Here is an 18,986-nt window from a genome sequence, read left to right on the forward strand (position 1 = left end):
AGGTTCTTCGCGTTGCATCGAATTAAACCACATACTCCACCGCTTGTGCGGGCCCCCGTCAATTCCTTTGAGTTTCACGCTTGCGCGCGTACTCCCCAGGCGGGATACTTAACGCGTTAGCTACGGCACAGCTTGGGTCGATACAAGCTACACCTAGTATCCATCGTTTACGGCTAGGACTACTGGGGTATCTAATCCCATTCGCTCCCCTAGCTTTCGTCCCTCAGTGTCAGTTTTGGCCTAGCAGAGCGCTTTCGCCACCGGTGTTCTTCCCAATCTCTACGCATTTCACCGCTACACTGGGAATTCCCTCTGCCCCTACCATACTCTAGTCTATCAGTTTTCACGGCCTGTCTCTGGTTGAGCCAGAACCTTTAACCGCAAACTTGATAAACCACCTGCGGACGCTTTACGCCCAATCATTCCGGATAACGCTTGCATCCTCCGTATTACCGCGGCTGCTGGCACGGAGTTAGCCGATGCTTATTCCTTAGGTACCGTCATTTTTTTCTTCCCTAAGAAAAGAGGTTTACAACCCAAGAGCCTTCTTCCCTCACGCGGTATTGCTCCGTCAGGCTTTCGCCCATTGCGGAAAATTCCCCACTGCTGCCTCCCGTAGGAGTCTGGGCCGTGTCTCAGTCCCAGTGTGGCTGATCGTCCTCTCAGACCAGCTACCGATCGTCGCCTTGGTAAGCTCTTACCCCACCAACTAGCTAATCAGACGCGAGCTCTTCTTCAGGCAATTAATCTTTCACCTCTCGGCATATTCGGTATTAGCAGTCGTTTCCAACTGTTGTCCCCAACCTGAAGCTAGATTCTCACGCGTTACTCACCCGTCCGCCACTAATGTCCGAAAACATCCGTTCGACTTGCATGTGTTAAGCATACCGCCAGCGTTCATCCTGAGCCAGGATCAAACTCTCCGTTTTGTTTAAAAATGGAGTCTATTTGTTAGCTCTCAATTTTGATTCACCCGAAGTGAATCTCTTTCTTATAGTTTCTCTGACGAAGACTATAGTGCTTTTTTTTGGCTTTTCAATTATAATTTTTTCATGGTTCGGCGTGCCTTCTGGTTCGTTCCGCTTTCGCTTCCCTCTCCAGCGCTTTATTAATCTATCAACTCTAGATAACTTTGTCAAGCCTTTATTGAAAAGAAAATTAGATAAAGCCTCTAATCTATGTTGGGTAGTGGTTTTAGGCAACAATGATTGATAATATTGTCCTGATGAGCAAAGGAACTTATGAATTTTCAATCGGTAATTGCAGCACTGCACAATTTTTGGAGTGATCGGGGTTGTTTAATTGCCCAGTCTTACGATATAGAAAAGGGGGCTGGTACTAAAAACCCTCAGACTTTTTTAAGAGCGTTGGGACCGGAACCTTGGTCAGTTGCCTACGTTGAACCTTGTCGCCGTCCCACTGATGGACGCTATGGCGAAAATCCAAATCGTTTCCAATATTATTATCAGTATCAAGTTTTAATTAAACCTTCGCCACAAAATATTCAAGGTATTTATCTTGACTCCTTACGGGCTTTAGGGATTATGCCGGAAGAACATGATATTCGGTTTGTAGAAGATAATTGGGAAGATGCCACTGTTGGAGCTTGGGGTACAGGCTGGGAGGTATGGCTTGATGGCATGGAAGTTACTCAATTTACCTACTTTCAGCAGTGCGGAGGCATTGATTGTCGCCCGGTGTCTGTTGAAATTACTTATGGCTTAGAGAGATTGACTATGTATCTCCAAGGAGTAGAAGCGATTTCTAAAATCCAGTGGACGGATAATCTATCCTACGGGGATATCTATTTGCAGGGTGAGATAGAACAGTGCGTATACAACTTTGAGGCTGCTAATCCAGAAATGCTAATAGCTTTATTTAGCTTGTATGAGCAAGAAGCTGAGCAGCTTACCCACAGAGGACTTGTTTTACCTAGCTTGGACTATGTTTTAAAGTGTTCCCATACGTTTAACCTCTTAGACGCTAGAGGTGTAATTGCTGTAACTGAACGGACTCGTTATATAGGTAAAATTCGTAATTTAGCAAGGAAAATAGCTAATTTATATTTGCAGCAACGAGAAAAGTTAGGATTTCCACTTTTAAAAAGTTCATAGTTACTGGATGTTTTTACAAGATTATAAACTCAAAAATTCAGTAGATGTATGCAAAATAATACTCAATTAAAATCAGACAGGCTTGCGGTTTTAATTGACGCTGATAATGCAACTGCTAGTATAATTGAAGCCTTACTTAAAGAGATTGCTAAGTATGGGACTGCTCATGTTAAGCGAGTTTACGGAGATTGGACAAGTACTCATTTAAATAGCTGGAAAGATAAGCTGAATAGATTTGCCATCCAACCAATTCAACAGTTTAGTTACACTTCTGGCAAAAACTCTACAGATAGCGCGTTGATTATTGACGCGATGGATTTACTATATACAAATAACTTCAATGGTTTTTGCATTGTTTCCAGCGATAGCGATTTTACTAGATTGGCGTGCAGAATCAGAGAATCTGGATTAATTGTTTATGGGTTTGGTGAGAAAAAAACTCCCGAACCTTTCCAAAAAGCCTGTGATAAATTTACTTATACAGAGAATTTAGAAGAAACTGAAGATCAAGGAGGTTCAGAAGTAGTTAAAGCCAAAAAAGACACTCAGAACAATAACTTGAAAAGTAGTTCAGAATTGAAAGAAAACTTTAAGTTGGTTAAGCTAGTTAAAAATGCCTATGAAGCGATCGCAGAAGAAGATGGCTGGGCTAGTTTAGGAGAATTGGGAGGTCAAATCAATAAACTGTCTTCATCTTTTGATTCGAGAACCTATGGCTATAAAAAATTAGGTGAATTAATTAGAGCTATTGATATGTTTGAAATTAAAACTATACCTCATGAAAAAAATACAGCCGCTAAAGTCTTATATATTAAGTTGAAAAATTGATGTACAAACTTTGATGAGTCAGACAAACACTGTAACTTTGTGTCTTGCTTATATTATAGGTTTACTATCTACTTCTATTAGCTGGGGTAGTTATGCAATAATCACTATAGGACTTTTTTTAAGCTATTTAGCAAGTAAGAATTATTTTAGGGAGTTGCTTAGTAAATGGCGATTCAAACCAAGCCTGTTTTTAGCAGCAGGTATGGTCGGATTCTTAGCAACGCTGTATTTTCAAATAAAAACTCCGCAACCAGCTGTTAATGATATTAGTCAGTTTATTAGCAATGGAAAGCAAATTGTTACAGTTCGAGGTGAAGTTAGCAACTTACCCCGTTTAACTCGGAGTCAAAAGGGACAATTTTGGCTAGAGACAAAAGAACTTAATCAAATGGGTAAAGTAATTAAAGTTACAGGTAATTTGTATGTAACTATACCTTTGTTGCAATCAACGGCTTTATATCCAGGACAGGCGATCGCAATTAAGGGGATTTTGTATAAGCCGAAACCTGCAACTAATCCAGGTGGGTTTGACTTTAAACGATTTTTGCAGCAACAAAGTACCTTTGCTGGCTTAAATGGAATGCAAGTAAATTTTACTACTAATGAACAAAAAAAATGGGGATTGTGGCAAGTTAGTAAACGAATTGTGCGATCACAAGTTCGCTGGTTAGGTAGTCCTGAAGGACAACTTGTAAGTTCAATGGTTTTGGGTAGCAAGGCTATCGATCTACCTTATGACATCAGAGACTTATTTGTGCGAGTTGGACTGGCTCATGCTTTGGCGGCTTCAGGATTTCAAACTGCTTTGATTCTTGGTTTGGTACTAGCTTTGAGTAAAGGTTTAGCTCCCAAATGGCAATTTGGCTGTGGTGCAGTAGCGTTAGTTGGATTTGTTGGCTTGACTGGTTTGCAACCTTCAGTACTAAGAGCTGTAATTATGGGTTTTGGTGCATTAATTGGTGTAGCTACCAGCAGAAAAATTAAGCCTTTAGGATCGCTACTCGTAGCCGCAACACTCTTGCTACTGTGGAATCCTTTATGGATTTGGGACTTAGGTTTTGAATTAAGCTTTCTGGCAACACTTGGATTAGTTGTTAGTGTACCACCGCTAGTTGCAAAGTTAGATTGGATGCCAAAGGCGATCGCAACTCTAATTGCTGTTCCCTTGGCGGCGGCTTTGTGGACTTTACCATTACAGCTTTACATTTTTGGGGTAATCCCGCCTTATAGCTTAGTAGTCAACATTTTAACAATACCGTTAATCTCGATTATTAGTATTGGGGGAATTTTTAGCGCGATCGCTGCTTTGATTTGGTCTGCTGCCGGAAGTGCGATCGCATTGCTGTTGTACTATCCTACTTATATTTTAATTTGGCTGGTACAATTTTTTTCTCAGTTGCCAGGAAACTCTCTAGCTGTAGGCAAAATAGCTCTTTGGCAACTGCTAGCAGTGTATGGATTAATGAGTCTAGTTTGGTTTCTACCTTGGCTGCACAAACGTTGGTGGATTGTTGGTGTAGTGGTGGTTAGTTTGGTATTAGTTCCAATTTGGCAGTATTCTACAGATTTTCGGGTAACGGTACTAGCAGATAAAGTAGAACCAGTGATAGTAGTCCAAGATCGGGGTAAGGTTTTGCTAGTTAATAGTGGAAATCCTACCACTGCCCGTTTTACAGTTTTGCCTTTCTTGCAACAGCAAGGCATTAATTCTATCGATTGGGCAATTTCTACAAATCTCCTTGATGATAAGAATGGTTGGATGGAAATTTTGGCGCAACTACCTGTTAAAAGCTTTTATAGTATTGCTGAAGATAAGAAAGTGCGAAGTCTCAACGGTGGAAGCTATAGAGTATTAGTCACTGGGGAAAAAGTAGTAGCAGGTTCTACACAGATTGAGTTGACAGACAATCGCATACCTTTATGGCAGTTACAGATTCAAAATCAAAAATGGTTATTGGTGGGCAACGTGCAGCTAAGTAACAAAAAAACTCAAGTTGCAAGTCAAGATATATCTTCTGTTCAAGTTTTACTGTTCGCAAAAAACCTTGATGCAGAATTGGTTGCAGCAATCAAGCCAGAAGTTGCGATCGCGTATGCTCAAAAGACTGAATCAAAGACTACTGATTTGGCAAAAATCAAGACAAAAATATTTTTAACTGCGAGTGATGGTGCTATTCAATGGACACCTAACAATAAATTTGAGTCAACCATAGAAACTGTTGAAAATAATGCTTCTTTATTATAAAAATGCTATATTAATTAACTGCAACAGTTTTGTTGTCTTATGGAGAGGTGGCAGAGTGGTTGAACGCGGCGCACTCGAAATGCGTTATGGCAGCAATGTTATCGTGGGTTCAAATCCCACCCTCTCCGTTGAAAGGTGACTCTGCAAGTGGGTTTTGAGCATTTTATTATTAACTGCTGGCTTGAATTATTTGAATAAATACTTAAAATTATTTGAGTAAAACTTCCATTTTGAGTATGAGTTCAAGACACACTTATTATTTTATTACTACAACTACTGAGTATAAAAACTAAACTTTGGAAATTAGAAGTTAGTCCTCGTTATAGTTTAATGCTTTAACTACTTACAAATTCTACTTTCGTAGGCAAGCTGTAGTCAGCTAAATGTGAGATTACTTCAAGTACATTACTGATTGTTCGCGCTACTATAATTTGCTGAATATTTTATACATTAATTTTAAATCTTCAAGTTTTGGGTGTTTTTTTATACATTTATGCTTGAGTAAAGCTTGCTAACTGAGACTCAAAAGGATGAACGCGCTCGCGTTTTTTATTCTGAGTTTAGTTCTCTAAAGTTTGGCGGCTCGCATTTTTCTGCGCTACTTATTCATTAAGATAAAAATTTGTAAGTTTCCGGAAACTCCTCTCCTTCACTTGTAGAAAGTTAAAGAGCAGTTAAACAGCTAATTACATCTGTAAATTAAATTCTGTTTAACGAGTTAACTTTAACATCAAATACGAAGGAAAATTATGCTAGTTTCAACCTTTGAACTTCTCGTCAAGCCACAATTGCCTAAACAACTTCAGCAGCCACCCTTTGATAAAATTAGCCGTACAGTCATTCAAGGCTACTTCTTAACTTTAGCTAATGTCACTAACTCTGATGTAAGAGTATCTCTTGTATTTACAGCCCTTTCACCAATTTTAGAGCCTGCTACAACTGTCACTTTTCTAGATATTTTAGGAACGAATATTATAGGTGATGTACTTCCAGGAAACCCCGGAAAAACAAGCTTTGCGATTACTCTTCCTGCTAATGACACAGCTTTATTTATATTACAGCCAGAGCCTACACTACTGAATAATCAAGATCCAAACTTTGAGGTTCGCGGTTATGTAGAAATCTTTTTAGCCTCACTTTCACCTTTTAGAAATGCTACGCTTTTGCTAACTCCTGAGCATCGAGGAACTTTCTTTAAAGACTTAACAGCTGCCGATCCTCAACTCGATCAAATTGTCTACCCTCTTCCTACTGGTACTGGTAGCTCTTTGTACAGGTTTAGGAATCTTCCGTTTGGGTCACAGGACTTATCAGACGCTCCAGAAACTTTTTAAAGCTAAATAATCGCTTAATAAAAATTGTGGGATGTATTTCTACAAAAAATGTTTAAACTATTCATCCCACAATTTATAGCATTAAAAACCATTATAAATACGAGTTTTTAAAACTATGGTAACTAACACAAAGTTTAAATTTAAGCCAGTTTCAAACAGTTGGGTAGCTCTCCATCCTCAGCCTAAAGGAGTTGTGCAATTTATAGGTGGGGCTTTTTTTGGCACTTTTCCAACTATTTTCTTTAACTACTTTCTCAATCAACTATTTGATGCAGGTTATACTATTATTGCCCTACCATTCAGATTTACATTTAATCATTGGTCAGTTGCTATTAGCTTAGTAAAAGAACAGTACGTAATTAGAAGAGAAATTGTCAAAGAAGCAAAAAACTTAAGTTATGACCATAGCGTATATCTCAAAGATACAAATTTTTTTTGGATTGGGCATAGCTTAGGATGCAAATACATTGCTTTACTAGAACTTTTGAGCAGCGAATGGGAGCAAGTCCTCCAAGGTGTAAAAATATGCGGAGCTGAAAAAAATTCCTATGGGAATATTCTTGAAAATATTGAAAATCTTTCTTTAGAGCTAGATTTGGAGAAACGAAAAACTGAGATTCTCACAGAGAAGTATATTAGTGAAAAACCTGAAATAATCAATTTGTTTATTAAAGGTCAGCCATCATTATTAATTGCTCCTAATATTAGCAATACAGAAAGTGCTATTCCTGTTCATATTTTAGCAAAGCTAATTGATAGTTTTGGATTGGGAGTAACTCCTAACTTAAAACAAACTCTTTGCTTGATTAAAAGTAGCAATTTATTCAACCTAACAACTCTCATCTACTTTAAGCAAGACAAAATTGCTGAAGAAACTTGTAAATGGTTCATTGAGTATTTAGCTACTAAGAGTAAACAATCAAATAATAAGTCATTTCTAACTCCTCCTAAGCAATTAAACGGCAAGCATTTGGAACCGCTTGGAGTAAAAATAGGCAATTACATTGTCAGTTTTAATTCTTTTGATAAATTCATCAACCCAATTAAAAATAGAAGACTCGAAACTGTAACAATTAAATTGCTGGAAGAAATAAAACAAAAACAAAAAGAAATGGATTTGAAGAAAAAATCAGTAGAGGCTATCACTGAGCTAATAATGTAGCTATTAACAATGAAATTTAACTAGAAAAAATAAAATTATTGAATTGCAATACTAAGGCAATTATTTACAAAAAGTAGCTATAGAACTTAGATAGATATTATTGAGAGTTGCGATCACATTTTTTAACGAACCAACCTTAGCTTTAAAGCAATAATAAAGCTAAATATAACTTTAGTTTGCTAGTTAATCAGTTGTTATATTGTTCATCATCTCAACAGGCATATTAGAAATAATTTCTTTGCGAGAAAGCGATAAGTAACCGGATTGAGCTAAATTAAGTGCCGCTTGTTTCCATTCCATCCCAATATTGTTAAATCCTACATCATTAGTTATTCTTAGGTAATAGCCTTCGGTTGCATCCTTGGATAATACATGGCTTTTATCTTGAGTCCATTTCATGCCGCCACAATTGCTTGGTGACAAAATCATGGTACGTCCATCAGAGGTTTTGTAGAAAGTATCATTGCGTAACTTCGCTACATTTACTTTGATATCCATGCGAGGGGAAGACTTGTCAAAACCTGATACTGTCATTGTTATGTATTTAACTCTTTGATTTCAGCACTTTGCCAAGAATTTTGACGACTTGACGAGCGAACAATACATCTAGCATACCCTGATTGAAGTTTTAGCGCTTTGTTGCGGATTAGAAATTTAATGAAGGTCGTTTAAGCTACGAACTAAATTGCTGGCTATAGTAATGAGCGTATTGGCGAGAGAGTGCTAATAACTCCTCATGAGTACCAGATTCTACAACTTGACCTTTTTCGATGACTAAAATGCGATCGCTTCTTCTTACGGTTGTTAAACGGTGAGCAATAATAAACACTGTACGATGGTGCATAATTCGCTCTAAAGCTTCTTGTACCAAAGCTTCAGACTCCGAATCTAAGGCTGATGTCGCCTCATCTAAAATTAGTATACGAGGATTAAGTAATACTGCACGGGCAATCGCAATTCTCTGTCTTTGCCCACCGGATAAATTGACACCTCTTTCTCCTACCCAAGTGTAGTAACCATCGGGTAATTGACTAATAAACTGATGAGCGTTAGCAACTTCGGCGGCGGCTTGCACTACGTCTAAATCAAAATCTGTTTGTCCGAAGGCGATATTTTGGGCAATTGTCCCGGAAAATAATACAGTTTCTTGGGGAACAATCCCAATTTGCTGCCGCAAGCTGCTAATTGTTACATCTTGAATGTTAATGCCATCAATTAAGATATCCCCAGACAAGGGACTATAAAAACGGGGTAATAAATTAACTAGAGTTGTTTTCCCTGCTCCCGAAGCTCCTACTAAAGCGATGGTTTCTCCTGGTAGTGCCAGTAAGTTTAAGTTGTTTAGTACGGGTTGGTCGCTCTTGTAGGCAAAGCTAACGCGACGATATTCTACTTTACCTGTGACTTGGGGAAGTGCGATCGCATTGGGCTTTTCTACTACCGTTGGTGCAATTGCCACAATCTCAAAAACTCTGTCAACCGATGCCTCTCCCTGCTTGAACTCGTTATAGTTGCTAGTAACATGGCTAATGGGATCGAGTAGTGTTACTCCCGCCGTTAAAAAGCTGAAAAATTCGGCTACGTTTAGGTTTTCTACAGAAATTTGCCAACCACCAATACATAGCAGTATTAATATACTCAAAGCTTCCAAAAAGCCAATTATCGGGATTTGAATTGCTTTCAATCGCTCTGTTGAATACTTGGCTTGACGACTAGCTTCGGCTTCTTCGGTAAATCTAGCAATTTCATACTTTTCTGCTGCAAAAGCTTGTACTAAGCGTATTCCGCTAAAAACTTCGGTGAGAATTGCTGATAAATTAGAGACGCGGTTTTGACTTTTGCGGGAAAACTTACGCAATCTTTCACCAAACCAACCAATTAATATTGCCATCAACGGCGCGACTACTAGCAAAGCTAAAGTTAGTTGCCAATTAAGATAAATCATGTAAATAGGAATTGCGACTAACTGAAGTACACAAGGCACAAAATCATGAAATAACTTGTTGACTACTTCTCCTACTCTGTCAATATCTTCAGTGAGACGGTAGGATAAGTCTCCGGCTTGAGTGGTTTCAAAGTAGCTAAGATTAAGCTTATGCATATGGGTGTAAACTTGCTTACGCAAATTTAAAGCAACTCTTAAAGCTGCTTGCGCCATGAAGATATCTTGCCCAGATTGGGAGATTCCTCTAACTAAAAATATACCAAGTGCGATCGCTGATATTTTAGCAATTTCTTTGACATTGCCTTCTGCAAAGGGTGCAGGTAATTTTCCTGCTAAATAAATTAGACATAAAGTAGAAAGTACATAGCCGAGGATGCAAATAAATCCTTTAGCAATAGTTTTCCACTGCGATTGAATATAAGGTTGTAGTTGCCAGTAATTAGAGCGATTTTTCAAGCTGCAATATTGATAAAGTATTAATGCCTCGATGTTGAGGCTATCAGTTTTGGACTACACAAATCAAAAACAGTTATTAAGTAGAGCGGCGCATAATTCTTCTAATTACCCAAATGGCAAAGGCTACAAGGATAATGGCTAAAACAATTTTGGAAACAGGACCAAGATATTCTTCTACCAATTTGTAGTTATTGCCAAGAGCATAACCTGCATAAGTCAGCAGACCTACCCATAAGGTAGTACCAATAGTTGAGTAAATTAAAAATGGTATTAAAGGCATATTACTAATACCTGCTGGTAAAGAGATTAAGGTGCGAACGCCAGGTACAAGGCGACACAAAAATACAGCTTTTCCACCGTGATTATCAAACCAACCTGTCGCTCTGGTAATGTCTTTACTTGAAACTGTCAACCATTTACCGTAGCGATCGGCTAAACTTTTTAACCTTTGTTCGCCAAGGATTTTACCTGCGTAATACCAAGGTAATGCCCCGATTACCGTACCGAAAACCCCTGCAAATACTACCGGAGCAAACTCTAACTTTCCTTGAGATACTGTAAATCCCGCTAGAGGCATGATTAACTCTGACGGGATAGGGGGAAATAAATTTTCTAAAAACATTAATAAGCCAATTCCCCAGTAGCCAAGGGAATCCATTGTGCTTGTAATCCATTCAACCATCAATTTATGTCCTATTTCTCACCAATATATAAGCCAAAGGAGACATAGATAACTACGCCTCCTTTTAAGAATCAATTTATATTGTCTTAAGTTCCCGCAGTCCAGGAATTGATGTACTCAGTTTGCTCGGAAGTGAGAGTATCAATATTAATGCCCATTGCTTGCAACTTTAATTTAGCAATATTTGCGTCAACCTCAACAGGGATAGAATGCAAACCTGGCTCTAGTTTGCCTTTGTTTTTAACCAAATATTCGCAAGCCAACGCCTGGTTAGCAAAACTCATATCCATTACCGCGCTGGGGTGTCCTTCGGCGGCGGCGAGGTTAATTAATCGACCTTCACCTAGAACTACTACAGCTTTACCATTAGGCATTTGATACTCTTGGGTAAAGTTGCGTACTTCCTTGACTTCTTTAGCTTTAGCACCTAAAGATTTGAGATCAATTTCAATATCAAAGTGACCGGAATTACAAACGATCGCACCGTCTTTCATAACTTCAAAATGCTCGGCGCGAATTACGTGCTTGTTGCCTGTAACAGTAATAAAAATATCACCTTGAGTAGCCGCTTCTGCCATAGGTAGCACTCTAAAACCATCCATAACCGCCTCAATTGCCCGGATTGGATCGATTTCAGTAATAATTACATTGCCGCCTAGTCCCCGCGCCCGTTGCGCTGTACCTTTGCCGCACCAGCCGTAACCAGCTACTACAATAGCTTTACCTGCTAGTAAAACGTTAGTAGCGCGAATGATTCCATCTAAAGTTGATTGTCCTGTACCGTAACGATTATCAAAAAAGTGTTTGGTATCAGCATCATTGACATTCATTGCTGGGAATGTCAATACACCATCTCTGAACATGGCTTTGAGGCGAACAATTCCAGTGGTAGTTTCCTCAGTAGTACCAATTAAATCTGCAACTTGGTGTTGACGCTCTTGAATCAGGGTTGCAACTACATCGCTACCATCATCGATAATGATATTGGGACGATGGTCTAAAGCAATTTGGACGTGACGATGATAAGTGTCATTGTCTTCGCCCTTCATGGCAAAAACCGGAATTTCATGATCGGCAACTAAACTAGCTGCTACGTCATCTTGAGTAGAAAGAGGATTACTAGCAATCAATATTGCGTCTGCACCGCCAGCTTTGAGAGCGATCGCTAAATGAGCCGTTTCTGTAGTAACGTGGCAGCAAGCAATTAGACGAATACCAGCAAAGGGCTTTTCTTGAGCAAAGCGATCGCGTATTTGCTTGAGTACGGGCATTTCTCGCCCAGCCCATTCGATCCTTTGTCTGCCTGAAGGGGCTAAATTAATATCTTTGATTTCGTACTTTATACGAGCAGTAGTTGCGGTCATTAAGAATTTCCTTAAATATTTGCACTCAGTAGTCTCACATAGCTTAACCGCATTTTTCTTAATTGGGAACAATTACCCTTAGTTAAGAGATAGTTAGGAGAAGTAAAAAATGCGGTCTAAATTTTGGGCGATCGCGCTGTCAATGGCGTTAACTATGATAGTCATTTACCCAGCAATGGCTCAGTTTTCTTTACCCAATTTAGTCCCAACTTCTTCTGAGCAAACGAGGTCAGATCAAGAAGTAGTAGCTACCTGGATTGTTTTAGATGGTCGCCGTTTATTTCAAGTTGCCGAAACTAGAAGCAATTTATCTAAAAGGGTTGATGACATTCAACAACGATTGAAAAGCCTTAGCCAAGATTACTTTCAAAGTAACGCTACCGAACTTCAGGTACAAATCAGGAAAGAAAATAATTTGCCCGTAATCTACGTTAACAGTGAATACTTATTTACGATTACAGGTCTTGATGCCGAACTGCAAGCAGAAAAACCATTTGCATTAGCAGATAAACTGAGATTGTCTTTAGAGCAAGACTTAAGACGTGCCAAACAAGAACGACAGCCTAAATTTTTAGCCCGTTCAGGGGCGATCGCGTCTGGAGTGTTTCTAGGTATAGTTTTAACTATTTGGCTAGTCAATTGCTGGCAATGGCGACTAACTCAACGCCCCACTATTATTGCTCCAACAAACGATCCAGTTACAACCCAACTTAGCAATCAGCAACAAAAAAACCTCAAAGAAGTTAGACGCAGGTTATTTCAGTTAGCTCAAAGCCTGATTTGGGGTAGTGGTACGCTGTTAATTTTGGGTTTATTTCCTTACACGCGAACTATTCCCGCCTGGATTTTGACGGTTTTAAGAATCCCTTTTATCCTTGCTATTGTCGCCTTGGGAACTTACATAGCTATCCGCCTAAGTTATGTTTTACTAGATCGCTTTACTTCCGCCTTAGCAATTAATTCTTTACTTACCCCCGAAGATTCTCTGCGCTTACATTTGCGGGTTTCGACTATTTCTGGAGTCACTAAAAGCATTACTACTTTAAGTGGAGTAGCGATTGGGACGCTTGTGGCGCTAACTACCGTTGGGGTAAATATTGCACCTTTACTTGCGGGTGCGGGTTTAGTTGGTGTTGCGGTTTCTTTGGCTTCTCAAAACATCATCAAAGATGCTATCAATGGGTTTTTTATTATTTTGGAAGATCAGTATGCTTTGGGAGATGTGATTAATGTGGGGAATTTTGGCGGATTAGTAGAAAATCTTAATCTCCGCATTACGCAACTAAGAGACTCCGAAGGGCGCTTGATTACAATTCCCAATAGTGAAATCAAAATTGTGGCTAATCTTTCGAGTCGCTGGTCAAGAGCCGATCTTAGCATTCCTGTTGCTTATCACACTGATATCGACCATGCTTTGCAATTAATTGACTCTATTGGCATCCAAATGGATGAAGACCCCAAATGGCTTGAGCAAATTATCGAAACGCCGCAAGTGCTAGGAGTTGAAAATTTTGGCGATCGCGGTTTAATAATTCGTGTCTGGATTAAAACCCAACCTCTCAAGCAATGGGAAGTCGCTAGAGAGTATCGCCGCCGGGTCAAAGTTGCCTTTGATAAAGCTGGTATTGCTATCCCTTTACCTCAACAGGCTGTATGGGTCAATGAGGTTATCCCACCGCCTAAATCTGAATTTGAGCGTCAAGATACTTAATAAATAGATGTAAGTGCGACCACTATTCTCTCCACATTTTTAGTACAAACGTACTATAATAAAAGAGTGGAGTTATTCAGCTAATAGCTCTATAGGGTTGTTATTTCAGGCTTTAACCAGTATGACTAAGCACTATATTCTCAACTTAAATCCAACCGCTAAACATGATTGGGATCGTTGCAGTTTAAGAGATCCAATCACCGCCAAGCGCCCAGAACTTGCAAAATTAATCGCCGAAGCTATTGGCGCAGAACCTGGTAGCTACTTAGTTTCCGTGAATATTGAAGTCAAAGTATTAGAACAAGTAGGAATGCCACAAACTGAGCAACTACCTTTAACAACAGTGCATCAATTCCAAGAATTGGTGGCTTAAAGTCTAAAAATCCATTTCAGTGCTAGGAAAAGATGATGATGACAATGGAACTGAATCATTACCCAGGAGCGATCGCTCAAGCAGCGCAACGGGTGAATGAGTTAGATTCGGAAATTATGGCAGTCCAGCAACTACTAGATCGAGTAGAAGGTAATGCTGATAGTCGTTCGGCTTTTGACATAGATTTGAAAAATGACCTGCAACGCAAGGCGCGGAGGTTTGAAGTGCTGCTTACAGACAGAGAATATCAAACCGCCACAAATACTTTAATGCGTTTGACTGCCGAAAAAGCCAATGCTTTAGCTCATTTAGAATATTTGCGTAATCAGTTTAGTGTCGCCAAGTTAGAAACAAGACGCGCGATCGCTCAACAATTAACAGATTTTGAATCCCGCGAATTAGTGGGACTATAATTTGCTTGCCCACAACTTAATAACCATCAAGCAGTGGATTTACTTCACTGCTTTTTTATTTGGCAATAATTGCACTAAGTCCGTCAAAATTAGACAAGCTCAATTGTTGTTTATCTAAAATAGTTGCAATGACTCAAGTTACACCCGCCGAAGTTGCTAAATTTCGTAGTCAATTAGCAGATTATCCTGATGCCATAAGTGCGCTTCAAGTAATAGAAGACTGCGAGGGCAATTTGGAAGATGCAGCAATGGTACTAGCCATTCGAGCCGGACAGCAACCAGAGATAGCTAACTCTGATTGGCTAGATAGTTTAGCCAAAAAATGCCGCGCTGTTATTTGCAAAGACGAATTTAGAAGCAGTTTGATAGCAGAAGATTTTACGCTCATTGCCGGACACTTAACTGCAACAAAATTTTGTCCAGCTTTGCTAGTTACTCCTGTACTGATGTATGCAGCACAACAAGGAATTAATAGTTTTTGCGAACCGTTAGACGCAGTATCTGAACGGATAAGTCTTTAAGTTACAAATCCTGATATTGTTAAGGTGAGAGCAAAATAAATCTAGATAATAAGGATATGAGCGTTAAAGCAATTTTTCAAGCTGCTAAAGTCGAAGATGCTTGCTCCCCTTACGACACCATTCATCTCAAAGTTTTTTATCCAGCCCAGATGCTAGGGAGCAGCCCAGAACAGAATATGGGTGTTTTTCCTGCCGATGCTCAACAATCTCCGTTTAAAGTTGTTATTTTCTTCAACGGCATCAACTGTGGAATTGAATCATATCAATGGCTTGCTATTAAATTAGCAGAACGCGGGCTTGTAGTAGTAACCTTTTCCTGGATTGCCCAAAACATACCTGGAATAGTAGCTATTACTCCGGGTGTGGAAATGAAAAGTTTGACCCCCAAAGTCTATGGTACGAAGCCGACAGCCTCTGCTCTACCAACGCTACTAGCAGCGCTAGAAAGATTGCAATCTGAGGGCGTGTTAGCGGGATTGCTTGACTTACAACATATTATTTTAGGAGGGCATTCTGCTGGAGGTAGAGTTGCGATTGAAAGTGCTAATCCGCATTTTTTTCCACAAGTTGTAGCTGCTTTCTCTTATGGCGCGCATTCAGCCGCAATTATGCAACTAGGTTATGCGGCAGACACAATCTTACCCTTACCCGACGCTTTACCACTGATGTTGATTGGCGGAACTGGCGATGGAGTTATTGCTAATAATGGCGCTCTCTATGGAGTGACTTGGAAGCAACCTACAACTCCAATTAGGCGTACCTTCCAAGAAGCGATTTCTGGTGGTAGAGATGATAGTTATTTGCTTTTACTAGAAGGAGCCAACCATTTCTCTATTACCCATCCTAGCGATCCTACTACAGGTACAACCTGGCTAGATTTTCCAGTTACCCAACCGGAGGAACTACTGCGAAATTTGATAGTAGAAGCAATTGGTTTATTTATAGATGCTCATGTTCGTTTTCATCCCACAGCCCTAGCAAACCTAAATCAACTGATGGAATCTCATCAACCGGGGATTGCATCATTTGAAAGCAAGTAGTTTGACTTCGCCCTCATGGGATGCGTGACGATTTTTAGTGTACAAAGATAAAAGTTTGTCTAAATCAAATGCTAAATCGCCGTCACTTTCTTCAACTTGCTGCTACTGCTTCAATCATAGCTTTGCCCTTACACGCAACTAAAGCCAGCAATTACGAAGAGCGTAGCGCTAAAAGCGATCGCCCTCTATTAAAACCCACTCGTTTAAAACCTGGAGCAATAGTAGGGATTATTAGCCCTGCAAGTGCCACTTTTGTCAAAGAAGAACTAGACATAGTTTTAGATGCCGTGAAGGGTCTGGGACTTGTGCCTAAGCTGGGGGTTCATGTAGGCGATCGCTATGGTTATTTGGCAGGAATAGACCGCGATCGCGCCGCCGACATCAATCAATTTTTCAGTGATCCGCAAGTAGCGGCTTTGTTGCCTATTCGCGGTGGTTGGGGATGCAGCCGGATTCTGCCTTATTTAGATTATGAAGTTATCCGCCAAAACCCTAAAATTATTATCGGTTTTAGCGATATTACCGCCCTAATTTTAGGAATTAATGCCCGTACTCAATTAGTAACTTTTCATGGGCCTCATGGTTTGACTTCGTGGCGAAAGAGTCAAACTGACTATTTCCGCCGCGTGTTGTTTGCTGGAGAAACTGTAACTATTGCAAATGTTAAAGATGGCGATGATAGCGATCGCTTAATGCAGGTAAAAAATCGCATTCAAACTATCACTCCAGGTGTTGCTAAAGGCAAATTAATCGGCGGCAACTTGTCTGTGTTGTCGGGAATTGTTGGTTCTCCTTACTTGCCTAATATGGCTGGCGCAATTTTATTTTTAGAAGATACAGGCGAAAATATCTACCGTTTAGATCGCTTGATGACTCACCTCAAAATTGCTGGGGTATTTGACAAACTAGCAGGCTTTATTTTTGGGCAATGTCCAGGCTGCACGCCCGATGCTGATTATGGTTCACTAACTTTAGAAGAAGTAGTATGGGGACATATTCAACCCTTAAAAATTCCTGCTTATTACGGCGCGGCGATTGGTCACGTGGAAAATATCGTTACATTACCCATTGGATTAGATGTTGAAATTGATGCTAATGCAGGGATTATCAAGATGTTAGAACCTGCGGTTGTGTGAGGTAGGGAATGTGTGATCGCACTTTTGGGAGTTGGGATGCGATCGCTTTACAAATTACTTAGTGGCTTTATCTTCTGTTTTTAAACCATTACTCGCGTAGCTTAGACAAGCTTTTATATCTTTTTGTGTTATTCCTGGATAGTTTTTCAGTATGTCTGCTTTTAACCATCCTTGAGCTAAAAGATCGATAATAAATTCTACAGACAAACGAGTACCTCTAATTACTGGCTTTCCTACCAATATCTCTGGATTGATAATAATGCGGTCTTGCCAATTCATTTTATTTACTTTGTATCTTTCTATTGAGATTATCTAGTTGATACGTGATCGCACCTTAAGAAAGTGTTTGTAAACGTTAGTTAAGTAGTTTTACACTCCCAAGTTCGTCGATTTTTTGCGAGCCGACGGAGCATTAATCGGATTATGACGACATAAATCATACCCTCGTGATTTTCAGGCAATCGTTCATAGTCACGAGTCAAACTTCGAGCATTGTCCAGCCAAGTCCAAGTCCGTTCGACAATCCATCGTTTTCGTTCTACCTGAAACCCTTTGGCATTGGTTAGACGCTGACTCACCTCGATTACAACCTGCCGCTTTAGGGGCGCAAAAAAAGTTTTAATTAGCCCCCCTAAAGCGCCTTGATAGCCTCGGTCGGCTAGCACTTTAACAATCCGTTTAAACATATCCAGTACCCGAACCAACACCGCCGGAGCCGCTTTGACATCGGCAGTATTCGCAGAAGTGACGTAACAGCCTAACACCAGTCCCAGCACGTCCACCACAATATGACGTTTTCGTCCTTTTACCTTTTTATTGCAATCATTGCCCTGTTCCTCCCCCCTTTTTGACCCAGTTTCACCGACTGGCTATCAATAATCACTAAACTTGGCTCTGCTTCTCGCCCCTCACTAACTCGGACTTGCTGAACCATAGTGCCATTGATTTGCTCTAAAACACCGAACCGACTCCAGGAGTTGAAGTAGCTATACACCGTTTGCCATGCTGGAAAATCTTTGGGCAAGTTGCGCCATTTTACGCCGTTGTCGGCTCGATAAAAGATGGCATTGAACACCGAGCGTAAATCTACCTCTCGTCCTCTACCTACTGACTTTTTAGCAGGTAATAGGGGTTCAATCATCTGCCATTCTTGATCCGTCAAGTCACTATCGTAAAACACTCTACTCATCAACACTCCAAGCGGGTAAAGGAATTCTTTATCTATCTCTGATCTCCTTCTCAGTTTCAATACTGCTTCATTTTTATTTACAAACACTTTCTAAGTCTTCCCATAAAGTCTCCCAGTTTTCTTTTTTCCAAGAGTATGGTCTTTGAAAGAGAGGTATTTGAAATTGTTTACCACCTTCTAGCAAATTCCGTAGACTGGTTTCTGATGCTTTCATATTTACTCCATAAACTTTTTCTTATATTTAGTTTTCCCAAATCCAGTATGAAAATTTCTATAAACAACTTATATTTTATTGTTGGAGAACAAAATTGAGTTAGAACAATGATTTGACGAAACATTTTAATGTCTTAACTTATACCTTTTACAAACAAGTAGTCCCTTCTGCGTAGGGAGAAAGGACTACTGAAAGACAATAATTATACGTGCAGACTAGGTACGAATTATACCTTCGTGACGTTTAATTTTGTACAACA

The 18,986-nt window shown here is 39.8% G+C and carries 17 protein-coding genes, 1 tRNA gene, 1 rRNA gene and 1 pseudogene; 12 read left to right on the forward strand and 8 right to left on the reverse strand.

The genetic code is table 11. From position 1 onward, the window contains the following. Nucleotides 1-929: ribosomal RNA gene (locus tag C7B70_RS19275) — 16S ribosomal RNA — on the reverse strand; the annotation flags it as partial. Between the two features lie 312 nt (nt 930-1,241). On the opposite strand from C7B70_RS19275, the gene glyQ reads away from it, so the two are divergent. The 6 genes from glyQ (at nt 1,242) to C7B70_RS19305 (ending at nt 7,683) form a co-directional block, all read left to right on the forward strand. Continuing rightward, nucleotides 1,242-2,114, forward strand: a complete 873-nt coding sequence (gene glyQ, locus C7B70_RS19280; RefSeq protein ID WP_106370628.1) for a glycine--tRNA ligase subunit alpha — start codon at nt 1,242-1,244, stop codon at nt 2,112-2,114. 48 nt (nt 2,115-2,162) lie between these two features. Further along, nucleotides 2,163-2,942, forward strand: a complete 780-nt coding sequence (locus C7B70_RS19285; protein ID WP_106370629.1) for an NYN domain-containing protein — start codon at nt 2,163-2,165, stop codon at nt 2,940-2,942. Nucleotides 2,943-2,955: 13 nt separating this feature from the next. Next, the gene (locus C7B70_RS19290; protein WP_106370630.1) at nt 2,956-5,187 is read left to right on the forward strand and encodes a ComEC/Rec2 family competence protein; all 2,232 of its coding nucleotides are present in this window, start codon (nt 2,956-2,958) and stop codon (nt 5,185-5,187) included. A gap of 41 nt (nt 5,188-5,228) precedes the next feature. Beyond that, nucleotides 5,229-5,315 (forward strand) — tRNA-Ser (locus C7B70_RS19295). A gap of 621 nt (nt 5,316-5,936) precedes the next feature. Further along, the gene (locus C7B70_RS19300) at nt 5,937-6,521 is read left to right on the forward strand and encodes a hypothetical protein (protein WP_106370631.1); all 585 of its coding nucleotides are present in this window, start codon (nt 5,937-5,939) and stop codon (nt 6,519-6,521) included. A 115-nt stretch (nt 6,522-6,636) separates the two neighbouring features. Next, complete coding sequence (locus C7B70_RS19305) at nt 6,637-7,683, forward strand: DUF1350 family protein (RefSeq protein WP_106370632.1); 1,047 nt, start codon at nt 6,637-6,639, stop codon at nt 7,681-7,683. 183 nt (nt 7,684-7,866) lie between these two features. Here the strand turns inward: C7B70_RS19305 and C7B70_RS19310 are convergent, their stop codons facing one another. The 4 genes from C7B70_RS19310 to ahcY all read right to left on the reverse strand — a co-directional run bounded on the left by C7B70_RS19310 (nt 7,867) and on the right by ahcY (nt 12,130). After that, the gene (locus tag C7B70_RS19310) at nt 7,867-8,217 is read right to left on the reverse strand and encodes a hypothetical protein (RefSeq protein ID WP_106370633.1); all 351 of its coding nucleotides are present in this window, start codon (nt 8,215-8,217) and stop codon (nt 7,867-7,869) included. Nucleotides 8,218-8,356: 139 nt separating this feature from the next. After that, nucleotides 8,357-10,084, reverse strand: coding sequence for an ABC transporter ATP-binding protein (locus tag C7B70_RS19315; protein WP_106370634.1), 1,728 nt, complete (start codon nt 10,082-10,084; stop codon nt 8,357-8,359). A gap of 76 nt (nt 10,085-10,160) precedes the next feature. Then, entirely contained in the window at nt 10,161-10,766 is a 606-nt protein-coding gene (locus tag C7B70_RS19320; RefSeq protein WP_106370635.1) for a DedA family protein, read from the reverse strand. Nucleotides 10,767-10,852: 86 nt separating this feature from the next. Next, nucleotides 10,853-12,130, reverse strand: a complete 1,278-nt coding sequence (gene ahcY, locus C7B70_RS19325) for an adenosylhomocysteinase (RefSeq protein ID WP_106370636.1) — start codon at nt 12,128-12,130, stop codon at nt 10,853-10,855. 109 nt (nt 12,131-12,239) lie between these two features. Here ahcY and C7B70_RS19330 point away from each other — a divergent pair, with 109 nt between their 5' ends. The 6 genes from C7B70_RS19330 to C7B70_RS19355 all read left to right on the forward strand — a co-directional run bounded on the left by C7B70_RS19330 (nt 12,240) and on the right by C7B70_RS19355 (nt 17,324). Then, on the forward strand, nt 12,240-13,841 hold the full coding sequence (locus tag C7B70_RS19330) for a mechanosensitive ion channel family protein (protein ID WP_106370637.1): 1,602 nt from the start codon (nt 12,240-12,242) through the stop codon (nt 13,839-13,841). A gap of 121 nt (nt 13,842-13,962) precedes the next feature. Further along, nucleotides 13,963-14,214: a hypothetical protein gene (locus tag C7B70_RS19335; protein WP_009630256.1), complete on the forward strand. Its 252-nt coding sequence runs from the start codon at nt 13,963-13,965 to the stop codon at nt 14,212-14,214. Nucleotides 14,215-14,246: 32 nt separating this feature from the next. Then, entirely contained in the window at nt 14,247-14,627 is a 381-nt protein-coding gene (locus C7B70_RS19340) for a hypothetical protein (RefSeq protein WP_233220999.1), read from the forward strand. 128 nt (nt 14,628-14,755) lie between these two features. After that, entirely contained in the window at nt 14,756-15,148 is a 393-nt protein-coding gene (locus C7B70_RS19345; protein ID WP_106370653.1) for a hypothetical protein, read from the forward strand. 56 nt (nt 15,149-15,204) lie between these two features. Next, nucleotides 15,205-16,188 carry a dienelactone hydrolase gene (locus tag C7B70_RS19350; protein WP_106370639.1) on the forward strand — a complete coding sequence of 328 codons (984 nt, stop codon included), beginning with the start codon at nt 15,205-15,207 and terminating at the stop codon, nt 16,186-16,188. A gap of 68 nt (nt 16,189-16,256) precedes the next feature. Next, on the forward strand, nt 16,257-17,324 hold the full coding sequence (locus tag C7B70_RS19355) for an LD-carboxypeptidase (RefSeq protein WP_106370640.1): 1,068 nt from the start codon (nt 16,257-16,259) through the stop codon (nt 17,322-17,324). Between the two features lie 54 nt (nt 17,325-17,378). Here the strand turns inward: C7B70_RS19355 and C7B70_RS19360 are convergent, their stop codons facing one another. From C7B70_RS19360 to C7B70_RS19370, 3 genes and pseudogenes are all read right to left on the reverse strand, one after another. Beyond that, a complete protein-coding gene (locus C7B70_RS19360) occupies nt 17,379-17,603 on the reverse strand; it encodes a DUF433 domain-containing protein (protein ID WP_106370641.1) in 225 nt (74 codons plus the stop codon). 80 nt (nt 17,604-17,683) lie between these two features. After that, a pseudogene (locus tag C7B70_RS19365) lies at nt 17,684-18,513 on the reverse strand (IS5 family transposase). A gap of 73 nt (nt 18,514-18,586) precedes the next feature. Beyond that, complete coding sequence (locus C7B70_RS19370; RefSeq protein ID WP_233221000.1) at nt 18,587-18,727, reverse strand: DUF262 domain-containing protein; 141 nt, start codon at nt 18,725-18,727, stop codon at nt 18,587-18,589. Between the last annotated feature and the right edge of the window lie 259 nt (nt 18,728-18,986).

The organism is Chlorogloea sp. CCALA 695, from assembly GCF_003003885.1.
GTDB lineage: Bacteria > Cyanobacteriota > Cyanobacteriia > Cyanobacteriales > Chroococcidiopsidaceae > Aliterella.

What these genes read in the sequence shown, in the direction of transcription:
- glyQ (WP_106370628.1), top strand. Translation starts at nt 1,242, where the DNA reads ATGAATTTTCAATCGGTAATTGCAGCACTGCACAATTTTTGGAGTGAT.
- C7B70_RS19340 (WP_233220999.1), top strand. Translation starts at nt 14,247, where the DNA reads ATGATGATGACAATGGAACTGAATCATTACCCAGGAGCGATCGCTCAA.
- C7B70_RS19310 (WP_106370633.1), bottom strand. Translation starts at nt 8,217, where the DNA reads ATGACAGTATCAGGTTTTGACAAGTCTTCCCCTCGCATGGATATCAAA.
- C7B70_RS19320 (WP_106370635.1), bottom strand. Translation starts at nt 10,766, where the DNA reads ATGGTTGAATGGATTACAAGCACAATGGATTCCCTTGGCTACTGGGGA.
- C7B70_RS19335 (WP_009630256.1), top strand. Translation starts at nt 13,963, where the DNA reads ATGACTAAGCACTATATTCTCAACTTAAATCCAACCGCTAAACATGAT.
- C7B70_RS19290 (WP_106370630.1), top strand. Translation starts at nt 2,956, where the DNA reads ATGAGTCAGACAAACACTGTAACTTTGTGTCTTGCTTATATTATAGGT.
- C7B70_RS19355 (WP_106370640.1), top strand. Translation starts at nt 16,257, where the DNA reads ATGCTAAATCGCCGTCACTTTCTTCAACTTGCTGCTACTGCTTCAATC.
- C7B70_RS19370 (WP_233221000.1), bottom strand. Translation starts at nt 18,727, where the DNA reads ATGAAAGCATCAGAAACCAGTCTACGGAATTTGCTAGAAGGTGGTAAA.
- ahcY (WP_106370636.1), bottom strand. Translation starts at nt 12,130, where the DNA reads ATGACCGCAACTACTGCTCGTATAAAGTACGAAATCAAAGATATTAAT.
- C7B70_RS19330 (WP_106370637.1), top strand. Translation starts at nt 12,240, where the DNA reads ATGCGGTCTAAATTTTGGGCGATCGCGCTGTCAATGGCGTTAACTATG.
- C7B70_RS19350 (WP_106370639.1), top strand. Translation starts at nt 15,205, where the DNA reads ATGAGCGTTAAAGCAATTTTTCAAGCTGCTAAAGTCGAAGATGCTTGC.
- C7B70_RS19285 (WP_106370629.1), top strand. Translation starts at nt 2,163, where the DNA reads ATGCAAAATAATACTCAATTAAAATCAGACAGGCTTGCGGTTTTAATT.
- C7B70_RS19345 (WP_106370653.1), top strand. Translation starts at nt 14,756, where the DNA reads ATGACTCAAGTTACACCCGCCGAAGTTGCTAAATTTCGTAGTCAATTA.
- C7B70_RS19305 (WP_106370632.1), top strand. Translation starts at nt 6,637, where the DNA reads ATGGTAACTAACACAAAGTTTAAATTTAAGCCAGTTTCAAACAGTTGG.
- C7B70_RS19360 (WP_106370641.1), bottom strand. Translation starts at nt 17,603, where the DNA reads ATGAATTGGCAAGACCGCATTATTATCAATCCAGAGATATTGGTAGGA.
- C7B70_RS19300 (WP_106370631.1), top strand. Translation starts at nt 5,937, where the DNA reads ATGCTAGTTTCAACCTTTGAACTTCTCGTCAAGCCACAATTGCCTAAA.